This window comes from Halorubrum sp. LN27 (assembly GCF_016635065.1).
Taxonomy (GTDB): domain Archaea; phylum Halobacteriota; class Halobacteria; order Halobacteriales; family Haloferacaceae; genus Halorubrum; species Halorubrum salipaludis.
In genome coordinates this window covers 1,342,513-1,365,474 of the sequence record NZ_JAEPET010000001.1, presented here as the reverse complement: position 1 = coordinate 1,365,474, position 22,962 = coordinate 1,342,513, and the positions used below count along the sequence as shown (strand labels likewise).

The window sequence follows — 22,962 nt, the reverse complement described above, 5'->3', positions numbered from 1 at the left end:
GGTGTGAGATGAGGCGCAATTGTTATTTCAATCATGGTAATACAGTATCAATAATGGATGCGCCGGGAGACGAACGCGCGGTTACGCCGGCCGTCGGAGTCGTGCTAATTGTCGCGATTACTGTTGTTCTCGCGGGAGTAATCGGTGTGTTCGCGTTTGGGATCGTCGACGATCTCGGAGAGAGGCCCACCTTTGCTGCGCTCGACTTGACATTTGAGGAGGAACCCGCTTCGGCACCAGATTACGACGAGTTTCGCTGGGACCTCAAACTCACCAACAGAGGAGGCGAGACGGTGGAGGCTGACGAAATCGTTGTCTACCTCGATCACGGAGACCAGCGGGTTACTGGAACGCTCAACAGATCGCTCAGATCAGGCGAAACGGTCGATCTCACGGTAGTCCATAACAACCAAGACGGCGAGACGATTCCGGATGGTCTCAGCTGTTCAGACGTCAACGTGGCGTGTCGGTTGGCCGGTGATGAGGACAACTATCCCGAGGACGACCGGGTCCGACTCCAGATGATACACGAGCCATCGAATTCGATTCTCTACCGAGAAGAGATCGGCATCTCCGGTGAGTACGGGATATTCAACGGAAACCCGAGTGATATTGACATCACAGATGAAACGCTGACGTTTGCGTAACGCGTGTCCGACCCCGTCGCGCGGCCCTACTCCGCGGTCGCCGCGATCGCGTCCGCGATGATCTCCGTGCCGACCTCCGCCTGCCGCTGCGTCAGTACGAGCGGCGGGAGCAGGCGCACGACGTTGCCGTACTGGCCGGCCGTCCAGACGAGCACGCCGTGCTCGTAGCAGTACTCTTGGATCGCGTCGACGCGGTCGTCGTCGGGCTCGCCGTCCGCGTCGACGAACTCGGCGCCGACGAAGAGGCCCTTGCCGCGGACCTGGCCGAGCCCCGGATCGCCCTCGCCCGCGTCGCGGAGGCGGTCGCGGATCCACGCGCCGACCTCCGTCGCGTGGTCGAGCAGGTCGTGCGACTCGATGTACTCGATCGCGCGCAGGCCGCCGACCATCGCGGGGACGTGCCCCCGGTAGGTACCCGCGTGGTCGCCCGACCCCCACGTGTCGAGGTCCTCGTGGTACATCGTCCCGGAGAGCGGCTGGCCGTTGCCGCCGAGCGCCTTCGCGGTCGTCATCACGTCCGGCGTCACGTCGTAGTGCTCGGAGGCCCACCACTCGCCGGTGCGCCCCATGCCGACCTGGATCTCGTCGAACACCAAGGGGAGGTCGTTCTCGTCGGCGATCTCGCGCAGCCCCGAGAGGAACCCCTCGGGCGGGACGACGACGCCGCCCTCACCCTGGATGGGCTCGACGAAGATGCCCGCCGGGTCCGTGAGGCCGCCGTACGGCTCCTCGACGATCGCTCTGACCTCTTCGAGCGCGCGGTCGACCGACTCCTCGGGGGAGCGGCCTTCGCGGAACGGGTACGGGAAGGGCGCGTGGACCACGTCGGGTAAAAGCGGCGCGTACGGCTTCTTGAACTTCTTGTTCGACGTGATGCTCATCGCGCCGGTCGTCGCGCCGTGGTAGGAGTTGCGGAACGCGAGCAGCCCGTTGCCGCCCGTGTTGTACTTCGCGAGCTTGATCGACGCCTCGACGGCGTCGCTGCCGGTGGGGCCGCCGAAGACGAAGCGGCTGTTGCCGGCGAGGCTCCCGGGCGCGATCTCGTCGAGCTTGTCGATGAGGTCGAGGCGCGGTTCCGTCGGGAAGTCCACGGTGTGGGTGAGCTTGTCGATCTGCTCGTGGACGCCCTCGTTGACGTACGGGTTCGCGTGGCCGACGTTGTACACGCCGATGCCGGCGAAGAAGTCGAGGAACAGGTTGCCGTCCGCGTCTTTCAGGGTCGCCCCCTTGCCCTCCTCGAACGCGAGCGGAATGTCGTTCGGGTACGCGACCGCGCTGCTGTCGATCGCCTCCTGTCTGTCGAGGAGGCGGCGCGAGTTCGGGCCGGGGACTTGGTCGACGCTCGGCTCCTCCGCGAAGTGCAAGTCGTGGATGGGCGGTCCCGCCATGGCCCAACCGATACGACACGCCCACATATGGTTGGTGCAACCAGCAATCCATGACAGTGTATACGAAATCCGTTTCCAATCGGTCGCGGAGAGGGGCGATCACCGGTCTCGAGACTCCGTTCGGGGCGACCGGTCGGCCCGCGGCGGTCAGCGTCCGGCGTCTTCGTCGACGGCGTCCTTGTCGGCAGGGTCGCCGAGGGCAGCCAGGTCGTCGTTGATGTCGGCCCCGGAACTCTCCCCGGGGAGGATGTCGCCGAGGGCGCCGCCGAAGGAGGCGACGGTCCAGACGACGCTGATCCGGGCCAGCGCCACGACCGGCTCCTGCCAGTTCCCCACGCGCCCCCACATCGTCATCAGCGCCGCTGCGGTCAGGAACGAGACCAGCGCGGTCCCGACCAGTCGCCGGGGGATGAACCCGAAGATCGGCCGCGACACCCGCACGTCCTGTGGTCCCGCCCAGTAGACGAGCGCCAGGATCATCACCAGGACGAAGGCGGTGTTGACGAGGAAGAAGATCGGGACGAGGCCGATCCGGAACGAGAGGAAGAAGTCGGCCACGTCGAAGACGCCGTCCTCCACGAGGAACGGGATCGAGAAGAAGATGCTTCCCACGAACGCCTCCGCGATGTCCCGCGAGGTGTACTTCTGGATCCGGTCTCCGAACGCGTCGTCGATCGTCGCCTGAATCGCCTCCTCTCTGAGCCGGGTCACTTCGCGCTGGTCGGCGGTGTCGTCGACGACCGCCTCGAGGTCGTCGAACTCCTCGTGAAGCGCGTCGACGAGTGCGCCGTCGCTCATGCGCTGTACGTCCTCCGGTCGCTCCGCCGTCCCCGCGGCGTCGACGGGATCGGCTTCCCGCCGCGGATCGCCGCGCCGCGGATCGTCCCCCCGCGGATCGCCCTCCCGGAGAGCCTCCCGCGTCGACGCGCTCGACGCGGCGACCGGCGCGGGGTCGCCGTCGGAGAGGATGTCCCCGAGCGCCGCGCCGAGCGATCCGACCGTCCAGATGACGTTGATGCGGGCGATCGCCTCGATCGGTGAGCCCCAGCCGTCCACTCGGCCCCAGACGGTCATCAGGACCGTCGCGACGACGAACGAGACCGTCAGGATCATGAACACGCGCACCGGCACGACGCCGAACAGCGTCCGCGTCTCCTCTTTGTTCCGACCGGTCCACTCGAGCAGCGCGTAGGTCATGAACACGACGAACAGCGTGTTCGCGATCAGGAACACCGGAACCTCGGCGATCGTGAACGCGAAGAGGAAGTCGGCGATGTCGAAGATCCCGTCCTCGACGAGGAGCGGCGAGGCGAAGATGACGCTCCCGACGAACGCCTCCGCGGCGTCACGCGCGTCGAGGTCCCGCACTCCCGACTCGATCAGTCCCCGGTCGTGGGCCTCTGCCAGCAGGTGTTTGATGTCCCACACCTCGTCGTGCGTGTCGGCGTCGGACGTGTTCTCCATCAGATCGCGGAGGTCCGAAAGGAGGTCCTCGACCGTGGCGGGCGTCGCTCCCTCGTCACCGCCCGCGACGTCGGCGCGGTCGTTCGAAGCCGGACCGGATCCCATGTCGTGTCCCCGTGGATTCGCCGGGGGAATATAAATTCGTACTCGCTGATCGGGAGCCCGAGATCGGCGGCGACGGCCCCATCGGTGTGACGGACCGCGACGGTCGCGGCTCGGCCGGGACCGATGCGTTGCCGACGCGAGTCCGTCCCGCGTTCGGTTTGCTGGCCGCGTACTCGAGGACGCGGTGGTGATCGAGGACCTCCTGCCGCGGGTCAGGGGACACCCGATCGCTGTCGGTGCGAGCGAGCGTTCGGGGCGCGGGCCGTGCGGCCATCACGTGTCAACCGGCTGGATTGAGGGGTCTCGCCTAATTTTCGGCGGTGATATTCCCGCCACTAAGTACATAAGTCTGGTCTCCGTTTGTACGGGTAACCAGCAACCGATCGGAACGTGCTCGGGGTTCAACGTCGCCTATACGGGCGTGAGGACCCCTCAGTCGACGTTCCTCGGTGAACCGCTGGGTTCAAACCATGAAACCAAGCAACATGTTCAACACGGACGACCGTGCCGTGAGCCCCGTGATCGGGGTCATTCTGATGGTCGCGATCACCGTCATCCTGGCCGCCGTCATCGGGACGTTCGTGCTCGGCCTCGGTGACTCGCTCGGAGACAATCAGCCGACGGCGCAGCTCAATGCAGATATTGACTACGACTCTGAAAATGTCACAATTGAGCACTCCGGTGGTGACTCAATCGAGTCGGGAGAATTAAGAGTGGTTGTGAATATTGACGGTAGCGAGATCGAGTCGAACAGCAATTACGATAGTCGCCTATCGGTCGGTGATACGATTACTGGCTCGATCGCAGATGGTTCCGGAACCGGTGGGCCAGCAGCTGGATCTGAAGTTCGAATTCGCGTTATTCACCAGTCTAGTGACAGTATCATACTAGACCGGTCGTTCGAAACAACTAGTGAACTTGGTACTCTCGATACTGGCATCGATCTAGTTGAAGCCTAATAGGTAATTAGCGCCACCGACTTTTTATTCGCGTGCGATACTGAAGCCCGAGAGCCGAGTGTTACAGCGCTGCTGAACTGTCTCGGAGTCGTACTTGTCACGTCCCCCGCGAATGCTCTCGTCACTCTCTACCAAGTGCGCGACCGCAACGTCGATCTCGATCGACTGACCGGATTCGTTTTTATACCCTCGCCGTCGACGACGGCGGACGGCGTCGATCGAGTCGATGCCGAACTCCGTCCGATCGACGTTCAAGTTCTAGGGAGACCAGCATGCGGCGCCTGGTGACGCTGACGGTGGGTACGCGCTGGTGTGGTACCGGGCAGAGAGGTGGGAGATTGCGGTCACGCCGTCACGGACAATCCGTGCTCGGGATTTTTGAGATCACGAACTGGACAAATCTCGGTGAGACGTACTATCGGAGTCACTCGCAGGGGGTGCAAATTATAAAGAGTCGACTGCGATGATAATACCAGTATTTGCGCTGCGGTTAGGATCGTACCACTTAGCGCGATATATCTTCGTAAAGGTATCTAGAGAAGAATATCGTAATGACTGGAGGTGATACAAATAATATTAAAACCATAAATAATCCAATGGTATTTTCGACTGTGTTAGTTGTTAACGGCGTATTATTTGAGATAGGTGATGCGAAAACAGAACCAACAAGCAGTAATAAAAATAATCCTATGATTACAAGAGCTACGTATACACTATGTTTTGACAATGACTGTGGGATATCTCCATCAAGAATTAGATTGTCATAAACATTTGTATGAATAATTGGCAATATGAACATTACAATTACAAGTGGTACAAATAAGAGAGTAGATAAGAGATCTTCGTATAATAGTATAACACCTAATAAAGCAGAGGTGATTAGGTACATACTCAGAACGTATAGGTAAGGGAACCTGCCTAAATTTGGGACTTTAGAAATATCAGCGTACGGTACCAGATTATATCCATTTCTGGATCTCTGCGAAATTGAACGTATGTCTATCTTTGAGGATCTACCCGGCGATGTTAAGTTAAGAACGAGGCGGTCGGTATTTCGAATGGTCTATGTCCGAATCCAACCGCCTCGGCGGCTCTACTGATTGGATCGACTTGGAGTTTGTGGAGCGTGAGCGGACACCCCACGAGATCATTGAAACCGGTATTCAACTCCACCTTGCTGGACTATCACTTTCGAATACCAAACAATATCTTGAAAGGTTGGGTGTCGAGCGGAGTCGAACAGCAATTCACAACTGGATTCAAAAGGCCGATTTACAGCCAGTTGACGGTACGAGCCCGAATCGCGTTGCGGTCGATGAAACTGCGATTCAGATCGATTCGGACAGATACTGGCTGTATGCCGCCGTCGATCCTCAGACAAACGAATTCCTTCACGTTGACGTATTCCCCGTCCAAAATCAACAATTTACGTTGGTGTTTCTCCGCGATCTCAGAGAGAAACACCACGTTGAGGACGCGCTATTTCTCGTTGATGGGCTGTGTTGAATCGCCATACAGCGGCAGGGTAGGTCGCTAAATCAAAGGCGTTGAAGCGGGAAGATTCGGTTGCCTATGACACAAATCTCCCGCTTCATTGGGGAAGTTGTGCCGGTTGCTCAAAGAGTTACTGGCGATGGAGGCGAATCCGCCGCCCCGGAAGGCGGCGGCGGATTCGCCGACTACGCACTCGTTTCCCTCCACTGTCTGCGAATTTACCTCGACACATCCTATCGGATGACGATCGACCTACTCAAAGAGATGCCACAAATAATCGGGGAGATCGGCCTTGATGCGGCCGATCTCCCCGTGCCGTCTACGTTGTGTAAAGCGTTCGACCGGATTAGTATGAGCGTCTGTCGAGTGCTGCTGCGCCAGTCGGCGCAGCTGCACGATCTCTCCGAACACGCCGCGATCGACGCCACGTTCTACGAACGCTCAGCAGCGAGCCGCCACTACTGCCAGCGAATCAGCTACCACGTTCAGAAGCTGAAAGTCACGAAACTCGTCGATACAGCGTCTCAAGCTGTCCTTGACGTTCACTGCTCAACCAACCGAGAAGGAAGTGACGCAGATCTCGCTGAGCAGATCGCCCGCCGGAACGCGGGCGATCTGCGGTCTCTCGCTGCTGATAAGGGCTACGACAAGCAATCGCTCCGCGAAGGATTACGCGATCTCGGGATCAGACCGCTGATCAAACACCGCATCTTCGCACCGTACGACCACGCACACAACGCCAGAATCGACGATAACCGCTACAACCAGCGCTCTATGACCGAAACCGTGAACTCGGCTGTCAAGCGCTCGCTCGGCTTCGCCGTGCGAGCGCGGTCGTGGTTCCGCGAGTTCCGTGAGATCGCTCTGATGTGTATGGTCTACAACATCAAGCGCTTCGTCAAACAGTGAATCTCTACGCCTTACAGCGATTCAACACAGCCCGTTGATGCTGGCGGACACCTCACAGCAGCACTCTCACGAACCTCACTTCGATTTCAAATCACTCGTCATGGAAATCGGAATGCCATCGAACGTGTCTTTCGAGAAATAAAACGACGAACTTCTTCATTTTCAAATACGTTTAGAAATGCGGAGCCGACGGCGGCAGAATCATGGCTCCGAGCCTTCGCCGTCTGCTGGAACCGATGCTTAAGTTAACACGACCGATCTACCCCCTATTTGCACTATTACGAGAAGGACTAGTGAAGTAAATGTAAGGAGTGCTTGTGTAGCCATATTTTAGTTTGTGTTTTTTGTAACATATAGGTTATTCATTTTGACTAACAACCGACACAGCACTCCACGCGAATTGATGGGTATCTTAGCTACTGTGGCCTTCGCCACACACCTAATCGTCAACCAACCACCCAGTGTCAATTCGACGGTGATACCAAGCTCATCGAGCGGGGATCAACGCTTGTGTTGCGGTCAAAATCGTCATCACTCACTAGTCAATAGGTCCGATCACGGTGAAAGCGACCACAGAAAGCGGATCGAGGCAGCGTTGCCACTCAACGAGAGATCGCGTACCGGCGGATCCAACCACCCGTCCACGCGCCTCACGCCGGCCGGATCGTCGATCCCGCTTCGTCGCGGGAGTGCGTCACCGCTTCTTGCAGTCGCTCCGGATCGAGACTCGCATCCGTCCAGAACCGTTGCAGCCGCGCCACCGGTTCCGAACCCGACTCGCCCGCGACGGTCCGCGATCCGCGGAGCGCCGTACGCCGCGCTCACGGTGAGAAATCGACGATCGCGAGGGCGCGACGGGCGCGAGTTCACACTGAGAACGGATCGTCCTTTCGGGCCTGTACCGACCGAAATCGGGGACTTCAGATCGGGGTTCTGACTACGATTCGCGCACCCAAGAGCGATGAGTCTCGAACCAATCGACCCGGAAACAGCCGTGGAACTGTACCTCGCCGATCGGGAAGCCGAGGTCTCCAAGGCAACGCTGTACTCGCACAGCTCTCGCCTCGGTCACTTCGTTCGCTGGTGTGGTGAGGAAGAGATAGACAATCTGAACGTGCTCAGCGGACGGACGCTACACGAGTACCGCCTCTGGCGACGTCGTGACGGTGACCTCGCACCCGCTAGCGAGAAGACGCAGATGGACACGCTCCGCGTCTTCGTGAAATGGCTCGAGAGCATCGACGCCGTCGTCGACGACCTCCACACGAAGGTGCGGTCGCCCGTGTTGCGAGACGGGCAGAACGTCCGCGACGTGATGCTCGAGTCCGATCGTGCTGAGGAGGTTCTCGACCACCTCTCGAAGTACGAGTATGCCTCGCGTCCTCACGTCGTTCTCACGCTGATGTGGCACACGATGATGCGGACCGGTGCAGTCCACTCGCTGGACGTCGACGACTACGACCCGGATGCGCAGTACATCGCTGTCGTCCATCGACCTGGGGAGGGAACGACGATCAAGAACGGAACCGGTGGCGAGCGACTGATCGCGTTATCGAACGACGTGTGCCAGCTTCTCGATGACTGGATCGCAGATCGGAGGCCCGACATCGACGATGAATTCGGCAGGCGACTACTCGTGTCGACAGTAGACGGGCGTGCGCACCGATCGACGCTTCGAGGAGATTGTTACAGATACACAAGGCCCTGTGTTTCTACTGGAGAGTGTCCACACGACCGCGATCCGGAGAGTTGCGAGGCGATGGTGTATAGCGCCGCCTTCGACTGTCCGTCGAGCGTCAGTCCACACGCCCTTCGGCGTGGTGGCATCACTCACCATCTGAACAGTGATGTTCCGAAAGACATCGTCAGTGACCGTGCAAACGTGACTGCAGGTGTTCTCGACGAACACTACGACCGGCGGAGTCAGCGTGAGAAAATGGAGCAGCGACGGGGGTACCTCGATAACATCTAAGACGTACTCAGTGACTGCCACTTGTCGTCGTCGAGCCGATGCGGGTAGTCGGTAACAACATCGACAATACCTACGATCGCGTAAATTCGTCGTGCTTGCCAGTGTCTCGAATTCCCTCGGAAGTTCGCTCAGCGAATCCGTACTCCCTGAGATACTCATATCGACGTTCGATCTCCTCTTCTGAAACACCTAACTCAGCAGCTAGTTCGCTCACGGATTTGGGTTCTTCCTCGTCCAACTGTATTCGGAGCTCGTATCCTTCCATATACCGCTGATAGTACTCCCGAACGACATCATCAAGTGGCGTTTGGATGCCCTCGGCCTCATCGAGTCGCTCCAGAGACGCAGAGACAACTGTGACGAAGAACTCCCCGCCCAAGAGCTCTACTTGGCGTTCGAGTTCGTCTGATATGACATCGAAGTCGAGTTCCGTTTGGACGAGCGTAGCCATGTCACCGATGTCGTCCGTGCGCTCTGCTACGGCTTTGAACAAGAAGATATCCTCAAACGAGACGAGGCCGACGGAGAAGTACTCCGACGAGAGAAACTGTTGGCTCCGTGCTTGCATCCCGTCGCTGAAGAACAGCTTATCGGCGATCTGGCGATAAAAGACGTCGAACTGACAGCCGGCATCGTTCCGTACGCAATGGCGTGCGCCCAGCCGATCGTACTCCTCACCGAGATCGGTGACCTCCTCATAGCCGAGCTCGTCAAGTACGCCCATCAGGCGGCTGAGGGCCGTCTCATCCACAACAACGAGATCGATGTCCTTGGTCGTGTCCTTGAGAGACGGCTGGTGAAGTGCCATCGCGCCACCACCGATGAGATACGCCTCCACCTCTGTTTGGAGGTGATCCGCGATCCTCTGAAGTTCGGCCTCGATATAACCACGGCCGAATCGTTCACGAGAGCTCATAGAGTGACCTCATACTCCCTAGCTGTTTGCTTGAACTCTTCCCATTCGGGGAGGTGCTCAGCCGTCGTTTCTCCGCTGGTTTCCAAGTATTCAATGAGGCCGTCGACGATAGTGCGTAAATCGATCGTCGCCTCAGGATGATAGTGTTCAGCGCGCTCTCGCAGTTCCGGCCGATCGATATCCTGTTTCTGTATCAGTAACAGACAGTACGTTCGGTACCGAGAGCCATCATCGATTAAGAGAGTATGGCATACTAGCTCAACAGGGTCAACCTCTGTGAGTCGATCTGTCCGGAAGTAGTGGCGGCGGTCGCGGGTGAGCAGTGGAACGCCGAACTCACCGAACAGTGCTGGTCCAGTTAGATGAAACCCTTCAGTGCTGATGTCGCTGTCGCATGCAAAAAGATACTCGTCGTGTGTTTCCCAGAGGAAATTGAGTCCAACGACGTGCTCTCTTGTTTCACGGCGATGCTTCTGATGGAACAGTCCTCGTGCGATCGAGGCCAATACGGTGAATGGCTCGTTGAGACGATACCGAGATTTCGATTTCCCGATGACACCGACTAGCTGGAGATCGTCTAACCGGCGGTAGACTGTTGCCCGACTAACGCCACTTCGCTCGGCTAATTCGGTAGCCGTCCGTCCTCGGTCAAGATAATAGAGGATTTGTAATCCGGAGCCGGCGATGAGCGCCGGTAGGTCCATATGGCGATATTCCGTGAGGAGTCCTTCGAGCTGCTCTATCGGTTCGATTTCAGTAAGAGAGACCAGCTTTTCTCGACCGCTTTGTTTGGTTTGGACGCAGCCATAGGCTTCTAATTCGGTGATAACCCGTGAGGCGTGACTGGTACTCCACTCGAGTTGGTCAGCGAGTGTACTGATACTCACTTCCGGGTCACCCCCATCTATGAGCTGAGAGATTACCCGCAAGTGACTCTCCGACATCATATTGTCTCAAATAACGCAAGTAGATTATAAAACAGTTTTGCGATTTGAGACGAAAGGTAGATTTTCTAATATAATTGGCACCGTATCTGACTAATCTCGGATCTACTCTAATTTTGATTTAGAAGAATTCTCGATCACCGGTACTCCGAAATATGATATTTCAGAATATGATTATTCAGAGTATTTTATTCAGTACCCTCTAAATCTGCCGTGTTGAATAGCGATCTAATCGGCTTATATCACGGTGTAGAAGGGCGAAGCCGAGGTAATCGATTCTGTCCATGGAAGTCGATCTCCTCGACTTCGTTGAGCAGTGTCGGCACCTAGTCAAACAAGCGTTGGGGAAACACGCGGGCGAGCCCGCCAGCGGCGGGTTCGCCCGCTGGAAGCACGTCGTCCTGCACTGTTTTCGGCTCGAAGAAGACCACAGCTACCGCGAAACGCCGAATCGGCTGGACTACATGGCTGAGATTCGTGATGTACTCGACTTAGATCGGGACAATCTACCGGATTACAGCACCATCTACAAATCGTTTGATCGGCTGAAAATGTGGGTGTGGCGGGCGCTGCTGCGCGTTTCAGCGCAGCAGCACCCGCAGTCTGGCCACGCAGCACTCGACAGCACGTTCTTTGACCGCCGCTCGGCCTCGTCATACTATCGCCAGCGGTCGGGAAGTAACGTCCAAACGCTGAAAGTCACGACACTAACCGATAGAGAGTCGCTTGCCGTTCTTGACGTACATATCTCTGCCCGGTGGAAACATGATACGAAGACCGGGCCGCAGGTCGTCCGCCGGAACGCGGACGACCTGCTGTCCGTGGCTGCTGACAAAGCCTTCCACAACTGGGTCACGAAGTACGAATTCTACGCGCTTGGCGTCGAGCCACTCATCTTACAGCGTGGGTCAAAGCCGTTGACGCTAGGACACAACGCGCTCATCCGGGCAAAAGGCTACTCTCAGCGCTGGATGGCCGAGACTTCATATTCGACGACGAAGCGCTCGCTCGGCGATGCCGTGCGAGCGCTGGGCTGGTATCGGCAGTTCCGTGAAATTGTCCTTATGTTCGCCATCTCCAACATAGAACCGCTCTGTAAGCCACTCTAACCGTGACTCAGCACCTATTCAACACGGCATCTAAATCAGCGCTATGAGAGACTTCGTGAACGGGTCAGAGAAGCTAGATCGGCTTCACGGCCATTTGACTCGAAGAACGCGGAGATCGCCGTCGTCGTATACGGACGGCGACGGCTCAGAAAGGCGCCACTCATCAGGAAGGCGTTTGGGGGACGAGAGAACACAGTCTTCTACCAGACACGACAGAAGACGAGAGCAGTCCAACGAGACAGTTTTTTGCTAATACCGAGGAACTCTATCTTGAATGGTGGAGCCGATATTGAAATGGGCGGGTGGAAAGCGCCAGCTTCTCTCAGAAATCACGGCGTTGTTTCCGACCTCGTATGAGGCGTATCATGAGCCGTTCGTCGGTGGTGGTGCTGTCTTTTTCGATCAGGATCCTGACGATGGAACGATTAACGATCTGAACACGCGGCTAACAACGTTTTATGAGATCGTTCGGGACCAACCGGACGCCCTTATTACCGAGAACAAAACGCATGAGCATACGGAAGAATACTACTACAACGCTCGCTCCGAGTTCAATGCGCTCCTTACACAGTCGACTCTCACACAGGACGATCGAGTTCGGGAGGCAAGCCTACTATTATACCTGAATCGGACATGCTTCAACGGATTGTATCGAGAGAACAGTGACGGTGAATTCAACGTCTCTTTCGGACGATATTCCAATCCAGATTGGATACAAGAGCAGCGAATTCGGAAGGCATCACGTGTTCTCCAAGACACGGCGGTATTCAATACGGATTTTAGCTACGTCGTCGATGAGGCTTCAGTTGGTGATCTCGTATATTTAGATCCGCCGTACGAACCGGTGTCGAAAACGGCGGATTTCAATTCATATCAGGCAGGCGGATTCGACCGAGAGGACCAACGGCGACTTCGTGATATCGTCATAGAACTCACCGAGATGAATGTTTCCGTGGTCCTCTCGAATTCACCCCCAGTCACGGAATTGTACGAAGACCACGACGTATTCTCGATCAGCTACGTAGACGCCGCTCGTGCGATAAATAGTGATGCCACCAGTCGCGGGGAAGTCTCGGAAGTACTCATCACGAACGTTCCGCCGGATGACCAAAGGCGAAAGACTCTCTCTGACTTTACTGAATGAGTCGTCGAAGATCGCTTAACGTGGCGTCGAAGATAGGACGTATTGTTGCTCGGATCCTCGACCGGTTGTAGTGATCTCAGGGAGGCGGACGAGCCACTGCCCGACGGTTCGAGCGCGTCGACGAGTAGTTGAATCCGAGAGATCTGTTTCGGCGGCGAGAATCTCCGTAATATCATGTCGGAAAAGCGTACCGTCTGCTTCTAGCTGAGCGTATACGCGGGAAATGATCTCGACATCACGGATCTGCTGTGTGAGAAGGTCATCCGCGGATTCTCGATTGCCACGATCGAGATGTGTGACGTATTCCTCGCCGAGCCGAGTGAGTCCCCAACGACGGATGGTGCGGTTGTCGATTTCGATCTCCTGTTCTTTGTGGAGAAACTGGAGAAGCCACGCGGCGATACCGTAATAATCTGCTTGCCGTGGATCGAACGTATCTGTATCCATCTGTTTTTGAACGTATGCCGCGATATCGGGCTTGATATCCGAACCCGTATCTACCGCTCGGATGACGGTGCGTATCACGTCAAAGTTGTCAGCCTGTGGTACCTCTAGCGACGGGATCGTGTCGGTGCGCTCCGGCTTCTCGAACGCACTCCAGAACGTGGGATCGAGTTCGTATGATTCGCCGTCTGTAACGACGCCGATACTGCTCTCGATCATGATATCCGTGAGCCGGTCACCGTCGATCAATCGGATGAAATCTTGGTCTGCGCTCGTCTCGGCTCCAGACGTGAACGAGGATGTCGTGATCACCGTCCCGATGTGATACTGTTGCTCTGAGAGTGCGCCTTTAAATCCGCGGAGAGTTCGAGCGCCGACGGTGTTCCCGATAGCGTATTGTTTTGCTTGTACACCGAGTCTCGCGTGGAACAGTTCTCGATCGATGACAGCGTGAATATCGATCCCACCATCGCCGCGGAACGGTGTTAGCTCAAGCTCACGAGTCGGCTCTGCACGCTCGATCACCATTTTACAGAGCTGTTCAAACTGCTCGTGATCAATCTGTAACCCCTTATCGAGCAGTTCCTCTTTCGCCGTCGATGCTCTCATTCAACTTTGAGGTTTTCACGGCTGAACAAAAATCCTCTTGCGGGACAGAATCACGGTCGGACAGGTACCGTTAAACACACAAAAACGCAAGGGCGCGACGGGACCCTCGCGAGTGAGCGGAGCGAACGAGCGAGGGTCAGTCGCGCCCGTGACTGAGCGAAGCGAAGGAACGGGCGCGACGGGATAGCGGTAGCAGCATGAGAAAGTTGGTAATTCACTGAACGGGTGTCGAAGGCCGGCCCTTCGTGTGGTTCGAGACCGATCGAACCATGGAACTCGAATCAATCGACCCCGAAACGGCGCTCGAGCTGTATATCGCAGAGAAAGAAACCTCGGTTGCGGACGCGACGGTTGTCTCTCACAAATCGCGTCTGAGTTTCCTACTCAGATGGTGTGAGGAACGTAACATTGAGAATCTGAACGAGCTGACCGGGCGGAGACTTCAGGAGTTCCGACTCTGGCGGCGCAACGTCGGTGACCTCACCAAGGTGAGTGAGAAGACGCAGATGGACACGGTACGTGTCTTCGTTAAGTGGCTGGAGTCAATCGACGCTGTTGAACAGAATCTCCATAAGAAGGTTCTCTCGCCGGCCATCACATCCCAGGAGAATAGTCGCGATGTGATGCTCGAAACTGACGACGCCGAAGCGATGCTAGCGTTTCTCGAGCGATACGAGTACGCCTCAATCAATCACGTGACTGCGACGCTCCTGTGGCACACGATGCTTCGGATGGGCTCTGTACGAGCGCTTGACGTGGAAGACTACGATCCAGAGGAGCAATCGCTCCGGCTCCGGCATCGACCTAGTACCGACACGCCACTCAAGAACAAACAAGAAGGCGAGCGAATCATCGCCGTCTCAGGCGAGGTCTGTCTCGTTCTCGACGACTGGATCCGTGAACAACGGCCTGAAGTTACGGACGACCACGGTCGAAACCCCCTTCTTACGACAAGAAACGGACGGGTTGCGAAGACTACCCTCCGAACGTACTGCTACCAGATGACCCGTCCGTGTGAGTACGGCCAAGAGTGTCCGCACGACCGCGACACAGCTGACTGTGAAGCCCTAGAAACGGGCGGGGCATCGAAGTGCCCGTCTAGTGTTAGTCCGCATCCGTTCCGTCGTGGCGCAATCACACACTACCTACAGAGCGACGTACCGGAGACGGTGGTCGGCGACCGGGCGAACGTGACGTCTGACGTCATCGACCAGCACTACGACCAGCGCTCGCAGAAAGAGAAGATGGAACAACGGAGGGGATACCTCGACGACATCTAAAAGCATTCCAAACTTTTGTTGCTGACCTCCCCGACACAGCGATACTCAATATAACTACAATCACCATCTGTATATAAATCATAAATAAATATCATAACAGATCCTTTGCATACCAAAGGATTTCGAATATTGACTCCGAGAATGGGTGCAGATCCTTCTTGATATACCTATGTGGATACGGAATGTTGCTTTTCTTGACTACGAAACAGTGACCACACAGCCGATTTTATGATAGTGTTGTTATTATCTTGGAATCGTATTTTCATCACAGAATATCAGGAAAATGATTAAATCACCACGCTCCATTCTGCTTGGTAACAGGCGATATCCGGTGGTGGGTGACAATCGAACGAATACGAACCGACAAAGGCACCGAGCAACAAGATAATGAACAGACGGTCGACGACCAGCCTGACGCGAAACCATCAATAAAGCGACAGCGTGACCACCAGCCGGATGCCTATCCAACCGGCTATGACCCATTCGGCGAAACCCGAGTCGGGATTGGAACTGCGGACGGCAACATCGAACGCCTCATTCGACACAACGAAGGACGACATCATTCCGAGGGAAACCACAGCACACGAGAGGCCGCACGCGACAAAAAGCGGATCACGCAGTCTCTTTGTTCGTCGATTGAGGTGACACAGTATCAGCAACAACAGGCAATCTCCGCGATGGGAAGTATGAATCTCAACCGCTTCGGGCAACAGAAACGGATCGAGAAAGTCGCTCTCTGTACGATCAGAGTCGTCGTTGACCGGGATAGAGAACAATATTTTCTGAATGGAAAGGATCCTGCTGATCTTGACCTCACCACCGTTGATCCGGACCAATTTCCGACGAAGCTTGAGGAGGACTCACAGTACGATTCACTCTGTGAACAGCACGACCTCCCGAAGACGGACCGAAACACTATCACACGGCTCGTTAAGCGCGAACTGAGGCAGATCGGTTACTTTGAGCGGGAAGACCGGCCGTTGCGGTAATCCGAACACTAGTCACCATCCTCCGCGATTGTTGCCGTTTCACCACTCGATCGCTCAATCCTGTCTTCCTTTAAGTGTTTCTTGCGACAATATGCGGGTTGAGGAGGTCCGTCCGAGAGGTCCCCCGTAAGGGGGCCGATTGGTCGGCCCGTTATCGCGGCCGATTAACTCCCTTCGAAGCCTAGTGGCTTCGGTATGCCGCTATTTGATTCTTGAAAGGGCTAAACAAGGCCCTTCGGGGTTTGAACGCTCGCGCGATGACCCCCGAAAGACCACGGCCTATGGGGGTTGAAGTTGTACCGTTGTTTAACGACGCGCGCTCGATTCCCGCGCGATGTAACCCGAAGTCGTCGAATCCCTTTGCTCAGTACCGACCTCACAATTAGTCGCCACCAGCTCTTAGCCTCGCTACTCACTTTTCGGTAGCAGTAGCTCCGGAAGTTGCTTTCTGCGCCCAGTGGCGACGCTGTCCAACGATGCCGCGATAACCGGTTGAGCAGAGGCTTCGACGGGGAATCACAGAAAATAATGTTCGGACACTACACCCACGACGAGTCGTACGTCCCGCCAATTAACGAGCCTCACGCTTACGAGCAGTGGGAAGCACGCACGCCTGCAGAGATATCGCTTGAAGAAGGCTGGCGAGCGGCCATCCCGGTTCACGCTCCCGAGTGTAACGCGACGTTCACTCGGCTGTATGCCCCGTACAACGTGCTGTTCGTCGTACGTGATGGACTCCTACGGACAGAGCTGAACAACGACGGTCGCATCGACACGGAAGGCCTCTCAACCTGTCCGTCTTGTGAGGAGCTCATTGACCCGCTTCGAGCAGAGGGTAACTGTCCGTGGTGTGATGCTGTACTCCCCAACCGTCAGACGACGGGGGGAGTCACCCTTGTCACCGGGGGTGCACAGCGATGAGTGGACCACCCAAAGTGGAGCTAGGCGATCTAGACGGGACGCACGGTTGGGTCCGGACATCGGGGTTCGTCAACTGGATCGAGGACGTCGCTTCGCACCAGCCGCAGCAGCGCGTACATCTCGGTGACGATTCGACGCAAGAAGGTGTTATCTGCACGGTCTGGACAGATGATATCGAGCTGGAGGAGGGTGTCGGCTACTACTTCGGTGGCATCGATGACACCTACGAGAAACGCGAGGAGGTCCAGCTGAAACTGGTCACGAAATCCTGGGCGAACGAGTTCTGGCGGCGAGACCAGTAGAGTAGCTCAGAACGACCTTCTCACTAGAACTGCTCGGCTCTACGGGCCTGAAACGACCGTTGATATACAGATCATGAATCACGACAACACGGATGCAAACGGCTGGAGGCATCGAAGCGGCGGCAGTCACAACATCGGCGAATCCATGCCAGGAACGATCGGGGATGCAGAGCGGGTCCTACATGATCGGGACGGCCAGACACCGACTGTCGATCCTTCGGTTGAGGTCCCTGCTGAGGAAAGCGAGACGTGCACTGATACGACGGAAGATAATGGCGTTGACGTCAACGACCTCGTGAGTCGCCTTCGAGAATAGGGAACGAATCTCAGGTGTACGACGAGCCACGACCGTCCACATCGTCAAGAGCTTCCTGGCGTTGTTTCATTTTGTCCTCCTTCGACCGGACGTCGTAGTGCTGGTCGATAATGGTCGGCGAGACGTTACACCGATCACTGACGATCTCAACTGGAACGCCTGCCCGGAGCAACTGTGTGATGTATCCCCGACGGATCGGATGGGGCGTTACGCTCGACGGACAGCGCGCGGCTCGTGCCTCGTTGTTGGCGGCTTCACAGTCGGCGGGGTCGCGGTCGTGCGGACACTCTCGGCCGATAGCACACGGCCGTGACCATCGGTAGACGTAGGTCCGGATGGTCGATGTCCCCACGCGACCTCGCTGTGTCGCGAGGAATGGCTCTCGACCGTGGTCGTCGACGACGTCCGGACGGCGCTGTTCGAGGTAGTCGTCGATCACCTCACACGCTCCTTCACTGATGGCAACCCGTCGCTCGCCCGGTTCCTTGTTCTTGATCGGCGTATCCGAGTCCGGCCGATGGTGGATCTCGATGTGGGGCGTCTCCGCGTCGGCTTGGTAGTCCTCCACGTCGAGGGTACGAGCCCCTCCCAGGCGTACGCCCGTTTCCGTGAGGACGACCCAGCAGACGTGCTCCGTCGTGGCGTACTCGTATCGTTCGAGGTAGGCGAGGACCTCTTGAGCGCGTTCCGCGTTGAGCACTGTGTCTCGCGCGTTCTCGCCGTTGTCGAGGTTCGGCGAGTCGACCTTGCGGTACAGCCCGGACTCGACGGCGTCGATGGTCTCGCACCACTCGATGAACACGCGCAGCGAGTCCATCTGCGTCTTCTCGCTGACGACGTTGAGGTCCTCGCGCCGCCACACGCGGAATTCGTGGAGGTCCCGAGCGGAGAGTTGGTTGAGCGTATCGATGCCTTGGTCGTCACACCAGTCGACGAAGAAGCCAAGCCGAGAGCGGTGGGCATTGACGGTCGCCTCCTGGCAGTCGCGGGCCTTATCGTCGAGGTAGAGTTCGAGGGCTCGCTCCGGAGCGGTCGGTTCGAGCGATTCGGTCGTCTGCTCAAGCAGTTCCTCGAGACGATTCTCTAGGCTGTCCGGGTTGGCTATGGATGGAACCTCGTTGGACACGGTTACTCCAACCCCTCAAGCATTTCCTCGACGAATCCATCCGGTGATTCCTCGCGTGTAGTGGTTGTCGTCTCGTCAGGATCCCGGGTAGTGGATGATTCGAGAGCTCGAAGATTATGGGGGTTCCGGTCGATGTGCTCCTCAATAACGCTCTCAAGGTACGCGGAAACCGTTAGGTCACACTCCTCGGCAGCACGAGTGAGCTGGGTCTTCGAGTCCGATTCGATACGAGCGGCGACCGATTCCGTGGGACTGGTCACGTCAGGGCACAGACCGAACTTACTGATATAGGTTAGTCAGAATTGGTGGTTGGTGGACTGATTTTCACCAATTACCGCAAAATTCGGGGCTATCTCGGATAATACCTGATCAGTCCAGCGGTTACTGTCCCAATTGTCGCTTCGAATTTACAGAGGGGTACCAACTCCAGAGGAAGAGCCTTAGATAATTCACCAACTCATGTTGACGAGTGATCCATTTCACCAAATCGCCATACATCAGGGACATATTGGCGACTCAGAATCTCTAGTGGGTTTCTGTTGACCGTGACGCCGAGATAAATACGCAGGAATTTGTGATGAGAGAATCCTCGCGCGACATCGATATTTTGACTCAAACATTCGTCCTGTACTGTTTCTAGTCTTGGTTGAATGCGTGAACTTGAGCCACCCGAGACTAACAGCACGAATGGCATGATCTGTGGAGATCAGTAGCGGCCTTCGGTACAATCAGTCCGTAACGGATCTGTTGGAAGCGACGGTCCGTGAGGTCACCACCGATCTCCTTGAGACGTAGAGCTTATCGCAACCGATGCTGAGGAGGTGAAGCTGCAGGTCGTTACCACAAGAAACACAATGTAACGGCCGAGTGAGAGCTCGGTGCCACGTATGCTATCACACGGGTGGACGGCCAAGCGATACAGCGACACCTTGTGTCCCGAACTGCGTATCCACAGTAACGCGGATTTAATGTTCAACGGGTTACACCTGATTCAGGTCCGTTACAGCTTCTCGTCGTCGGGAATACACACGTCGGGAGCCGCAGTTCGGTAGCGAGCTACGAGACCTCATTACCGGATCAACTGCAGAGATCAGCAAATCGACTCAGGAGAATTATCCCCTGACTTGGCTGTTGACGATTTCCGAGGGGGAAGTCCAGGTTAAACGGCAGGGACTAGCCTAATACACATTAGAGCTGGGGGAGGGGGGTGCGTCCGACAAGTCAGTGGGGTGGAGGACCCCTACGTAGCGAGTCGTTACACCGGTGGAGTCAGCGATCAGTTGGACCTGAGAGTGGAAAGACGGGGTTCAAACTCTTCTTGGAATTCGTCCATCACATCCACACCCCATTCGATTAGATGGTTTCGCTGGTCAGCGGTCAACTCAGTGATCGTTCCGTCAATATCTTCCGGCTGCTTGATCCGGGAGGCTTGTTTCTCGGGCAAGCGTTCCCACTCCAACTCGACACCTAAATTGTCCTCAATATCTGTTCGTTCTCGTTTCAACGCCTCGAATATCTCTTCGTTACGTTCCTTATCTGACGTGGAGATGTAGAGCTCGACCGAAAACTCCGGCCCCTGATGGAACACCCATCCAAATCGAACCCCAGAAATGCCAGCGCTAAACGTCAGATAGTTCCGAGGCCCAGGCTTGAGTTTGTACCAATTCGGTCGTCTCTGGGAGTACGCCTCAACCATCTCGGCGAAGAACTGACGATAGCTCTGTTCGGAGTCGGAGAGAGACTCGTTACTCACCTCTCGTTCCCATTCGTTGGGCTCAACGACGACTTCGAACTCGAAGCCACGCTCCTCGGCCCCCTCGATACTCACGACGCGAGGTTTGATCGCGAAGAATTTCGCACCTTTCGGCCCGGATTCGTTCAACCATTCGAGTACGCTCCGGTGCTCCGGCCGAAACTCCTCGGCGAGCCACATCGTAAACCCGGCGTTCTTCCCAGACGAGTACGTCAAGAGCTTACCCAAATGATCGTGGTCCGTCCTGTTGTATTGATTCTCGATAACGACGGTCTCACCTGTGTTCATCTCCCGTGCGACGATGTCAGCCGAGAAGTCGCCGACAGCTTCCTCTGCTCGTGCGTCCTCGATCTCTATTCCCAACTCCGACGCGAGTAGGTCGATGTTCTCCGTCAACCACCTTGTGAAATCCCGCTCCTCGTTCTCCCAGACCGAACGGAGGCCGTGTTCTTGGATTCGCGAGATATTCCGATCCATGAACACCCTTCCGGAGGAGATCTGATAAAATGCCGTGAGGCGTGTACTCCTAGAGTGCGATTCATTGCGACTTGTTGCCGGACGCATCCCCCCCACCCCAATGGAGATTGGTCTGAAGGCGATGTCTTTGATCACTGTTCCCCTGTGGAAATAGCCTTGAGATCGTCTGTGTCTCGTTGTTACGGGACTGAACTCCGTCTAGTATCTCGATGATTTGCTGGACGCACCCCCGTCTGTCCCTATCTTCTACCCGAGGCACAGTAGAATCGCAAGGGAACCAACACCGATATTCTGGACACTACTCCGTCTGCTAGACAGGAAGACATGTAGGACATGGGGGTTTTATATACAACCGTGAAAACGGAAGCGTATGAAGGCGTTCGGTGACGAGGACACGATCTTCGAGGACATGGACGTCCTCAACCCCAACGAGCAGACGTACCAGCCCGAATCGTTGCCGGAGCGCGAGGTCGAACTCGACCAGATCCACTCCGCGCTTCGTCCAGCGACGATGGGTTCGACGCCGCTCAATCTGATCGTGTACGGTCAATCCGGTCAAGGAAAGACAGTCGGAATCCGCCTCAAGACGGATCAACTTCAGGAGTACGCCGATGACTCTGAGATGGACCTCACCGTGGTTCACATCCGGTGTAAGGGCATGGACGGGTCCTACCACGTCCTGACACATCTCGTCAAGCGACTCCGTGAGAAACGGTTCGGCCCGGGTGAGGAACTCCCGAGCGGTCACCAGCGGAAGACTCTCCTCAACATGGTGATCGATAACTTGGAGAAGATCGGCGGGACGGTCATCGTTGTCCTCGACGAGATCGATGCCATCGGTGACGACGACTACATACTCTACGAACTCCCACGGTCGAATCCGGACGGGGTCCGACTCTCGCTCATCGGGATCACGAACGACCTCCAGTTCCGCGAGAACCTTGACGCCGACGTCCGGTCGAGCCTCGGCGAGGACGAGGTTCGCTTCGAGCCCTATGACGCCGATCAGCTCCGCAACATCCTCGCACGGCGTGCCGTCGGTGCCCTCCGGGACACGTATTTCGAGGACGATATCGAGAACTACCAGCATCTCCGAAGTGAAATCCTGAGTGACGACACGATCCCGCTTGCCGCGGCGTTAGGTGCACAGGATACGGGAGACGCTCGTGAGGCGATCCGTCTGCTGTTCCGTGCGACCCGGTTTGCCGACGATAGAGGTGAGACGGCCGTCACAGAAGAGCATGTGCGCGAAGCACGTGACTTCCTTGAGACGAAGGCCATCGAGTCGGGGATTCAGACACTCCCGAATCAACGAATGCTCGCGCTCATGGCGGTTACGTATCACGGGATACACGACGACACACCCGTGACGACGACGCCGATCTACACTCAGTACAAGACCTTCTGTGAGTACGCCGATGTGAACGTCCTCTCGAACCGGCGGTTCCGTGATCGGCTCAACGATCTCGCCGATACGAATGTGCTCAATAAGCGGCAGGGTCGGGGCCGTGGAGACGAAAACCAGTATTCGCTGGCGGTCGATCTTGATACGGCGCTCGAGAACCTTCCGAAGGAATCGGAGCGTCTGGGGGATGTAGCAAAAGTTCTCCGAGAGCAGGGCGGTGTTTCGGACAAATGATTGTCCACCAAACTGGTGTCAGCACCACTACGATCCTAGCTCTTAATATTGGTTT

The 22,962-nt window shown here is 56.5% G+C and carries 20 protein-coding genes and 1 pseudogene; 13 read left to right on the top strand and 8 right to left on the bottom strand.

Features of this window, described 5'->3' with window-relative positions:
• Nucleotides 1–53: 53 nt before the first annotated feature.
• The gene (locus JIN95_RS06700) at nucleotides 54–647 is read left to right on the top strand and encodes a type IV pilin N-terminal domain-containing protein (RefSeq protein ID WP_200530908.1); all 594 of its coding nucleotides are present in this window, start codon (nucleotides 54–56) and stop codon (nucleotides 645–647) included.
• A gap of 26 nt (nucleotides 648–673) precedes the next feature.
• On the opposite strand, the gene JIN95_RS06695 is transcribed toward JIN95_RS06700, so the two are convergent.
• Together JIN95_RS06695 and JIN95_RS06690 are read right to left on the bottom strand one after the other, a co-directional pair.
• Entirely contained in the window at nucleotides 674–2,035 is a 1,362-nt protein-coding gene (locus tag JIN95_RS06695; protein WP_200530907.1) for an aspartate aminotransferase family protein, read from the bottom strand.
• Nucleotides 2,036–2,182: 147 nt separating this feature from the next.
• The gene (locus JIN95_RS06690) at nucleotides 2,183–3,604 is read right to left on the bottom strand and encodes a hypothetical protein (protein WP_200530905.1); all 1,422 of its coding nucleotides are present in this window, start codon (nucleotides 3,602–3,604) and stop codon (nucleotides 2,183–2,185) included.
• Nucleotides 3,605–4,053: 449 nt separating this feature from the next.
• Between JIN95_RS06690 and JIN95_RS06685 the strand changes: the two genes are divergently transcribed.
• The 5 genes and pseudogenes from JIN95_RS06685 (at nucleotide 4,054) to JIN95_RS06665 (ending at nucleotide 8,938) form a co-directional block, all read left to right on the top strand.
• Complete coding sequence (locus JIN95_RS06685; protein ID WP_321169253.1) at nucleotides 4,054–4,563, top strand: type IV pilin N-terminal domain-containing protein; 510 nt, start codon at nucleotides 4,054–4,056, stop codon at nucleotides 4,561–4,563.
• Nucleotides 4,564–5,628: 1,065 nt separating this feature from the next.
• Nucleotides 5,629–6,069 carry a DDE-type integrase/transposase/recombinase gene (locus JIN95_RS06680; RefSeq protein ID WP_234699171.1) on the top strand — a complete coding sequence of 147 codons (441 nt, stop codon included), beginning with the start codon at nucleotides 5,629–5,631 and terminating at the stop codon, nucleotides 6,067–6,069.
• Nucleotides 6,070–6,135: 66 nt separating this feature from the next.
• Nucleotides 6,136–6,966 (top strand): IS5 family transposase, encoded by an 831-nt coding sequence (locus JIN95_RS06675; protein WP_200530903.1) that lies wholly within the window; start codon nucleotides 6,136–6,138, stop codon nucleotides 6,964–6,966.
• Between the two features lie 48 nt (nucleotides 6,967–7,014).
• Nucleotides 7,015–7,215, top strand: a pseudogene (locus JIN95_RS06670) (IS6 family transposase); the annotation flags it as partial.
• A 712-nt stretch (nucleotides 7,216–7,927) separates the two neighbouring features.
• Nucleotides 7,928–8,938, top strand: coding sequence for a tyrosine-type recombinase/integrase (locus tag JIN95_RS06665; RefSeq protein ID WP_200530901.1), 1,011 nt, complete (start codon nucleotides 7,928–7,930; stop codon nucleotides 8,936–8,938).
• A 70-nt stretch (nucleotides 8,939–9,008) separates the two neighbouring features.
• On the opposite strand, the gene JIN95_RS06660 is transcribed toward JIN95_RS06665, so the two are convergent.
• Together JIN95_RS06660 and JIN95_RS06655 are read right to left on the bottom strand one after the other, a co-directional pair.
• Nucleotides 9,009–9,854 carry a hypothetical protein gene (locus JIN95_RS06660; protein ID WP_200530892.1) on the bottom strand — a complete coding sequence of 282 codons (846 nt, stop codon included), beginning with the start codon at nucleotides 9,852–9,854 and terminating at the stop codon, nucleotides 9,009–9,011.
• Nucleotides 9,851–10,801: an HTH domain-containing protein gene (locus JIN95_RS06655; RefSeq protein ID WP_234699170.1), complete on the bottom strand. Its 951-nt coding sequence runs from the start codon at nucleotides 10,799–10,801 to the stop codon at nucleotides 9,851–9,853. Before JIN95_RS06655 ends, JIN95_RS06660 begins: the two co-directional genes overlap by 4 nt.
• 281 nt (nucleotides 10,802–11,082) lie before the next feature.
• On the opposite strand from JIN95_RS06655, the gene JIN95_RS06650 reads away from it, so the two are divergent.
• Complete coding sequence (locus tag JIN95_RS06650; RefSeq protein ID WP_050034033.1) at nucleotides 11,083–11,907, top strand: IS5 family transposase; 825 nt, start codon at nucleotides 11,083–11,085, stop codon at nucleotides 11,905–11,907.
• Nucleotides 11,908–12,181: 274 nt separating this feature from the next.
• Nucleotides 12,182–13,051 carry a DNA adenine methylase gene (locus JIN95_RS06645; protein ID WP_095636966.1) on the top strand — a complete coding sequence of 290 codons (870 nt, stop codon included), beginning with the start codon at nucleotides 12,182–12,184 and terminating at the stop codon, nucleotides 13,049–13,051.
• Between the two features lie 15 nt (nucleotides 13,052–13,066).
• On the opposite strand, the gene JIN95_RS06640 is transcribed toward JIN95_RS06645, so the two are convergent.
• Nucleotides 13,067–14,104, bottom strand: coding sequence for a restriction endonuclease (locus JIN95_RS06640; protein WP_095636967.1), 1,038 nt, complete (start codon nucleotides 14,102–14,104; stop codon nucleotides 13,067–13,069).
• A gap of 269 nt (nucleotides 14,105–14,373) precedes the next feature.
• Between JIN95_RS06640 and JIN95_RS06635 the strand changes: the two genes are divergently transcribed.
• From JIN95_RS06635 to JIN95_RS06620, 4 genes are all read left to right on the top strand, one after another.
• A complete protein-coding gene (locus JIN95_RS06635) occupies nucleotides 14,374–15,384 on the top strand; it encodes a site-specific integrase (RefSeq protein WP_200530890.1) in 1,011 nt (336 codons plus the stop codon).
• 338 nt (nucleotides 15,385–15,722) lie between these two features.
• A complete protein-coding gene (locus tag JIN95_RS06630) occupies nucleotides 15,723–16,373 on the top strand; it encodes a hypothetical protein (protein ID WP_200530888.1) in 651 nt (216 codons plus the stop codon).
• A gap of 528 nt (nucleotides 16,374–16,901) precedes the next feature.
• A complete protein-coding gene (locus tag JIN95_RS06625; protein WP_200530886.1) occupies nucleotides 16,902–17,294 on the top strand; it encodes a hypothetical protein in 393 nt (130 codons plus the stop codon).
• Nucleotides 17,291–17,596 (top strand): hypothetical protein, encoded by a 306-nt coding sequence (locus JIN95_RS06620; RefSeq protein WP_094590572.1) that lies wholly within the window; start codon nucleotides 17,291–17,293, stop codon nucleotides 17,594–17,596. The genes JIN95_RS06625 and JIN95_RS06620 overlap by 4 nt, the downstream gene beginning before the upstream one ends.
• A 326-nt stretch (nucleotides 17,597–17,922) precedes the next feature.
• Here the strand turns inward: JIN95_RS06620 and JIN95_RS06615 are convergent, their stop codons facing one another.
• The 3 genes from JIN95_RS06615 to JIN95_RS06605 all read right to left on the bottom strand — a co-directional run bounded on the left by JIN95_RS06615 (nucleotide 17,923) and on the right by JIN95_RS06605 (nucleotide 21,268).
• Nucleotides 17,923–19,038 (bottom strand): site-specific integrase, encoded by a 1,116-nt coding sequence (locus tag JIN95_RS06615; protein ID WP_200530884.1) that lies wholly within the window; start codon nucleotides 19,036–19,038, stop codon nucleotides 17,923–17,925.
• Nucleotides 19,039–19,040: 2 nt separating this feature from the next.
• Nucleotides 19,041–19,298 (bottom strand): hypothetical protein, encoded by a 258-nt coding sequence (locus JIN95_RS06610; RefSeq protein WP_200530882.1) that lies wholly within the window; start codon nucleotides 19,296–19,298, stop codon nucleotides 19,041–19,043.
• A 1,016-nt stretch (nucleotides 19,299–20,314) separates the two neighbouring features.
• Nucleotides 20,315–21,268 carry a DUF4268 domain-containing protein gene (locus JIN95_RS06605; protein WP_200530881.1) on the bottom strand — a complete coding sequence of 318 codons (954 nt, stop codon included), beginning with the start codon at nucleotides 21,266–21,268 and terminating at the stop codon, nucleotides 20,315–20,317.
• A gap of 370 nt (nucleotides 21,269–21,638) precedes the next feature.
• Between JIN95_RS06605 and JIN95_RS06600 the strand changes: the two genes are divergently transcribed.
• Entirely contained in the window at nucleotides 21,639–22,907 is a 1,269-nt protein-coding gene (locus JIN95_RS06600) for an AAA family ATPase (protein WP_200530879.1), read from the top strand.
• The last annotated feature ends 55 nt before the right edge of the window (nucleotides 22,908–22,962 follow it).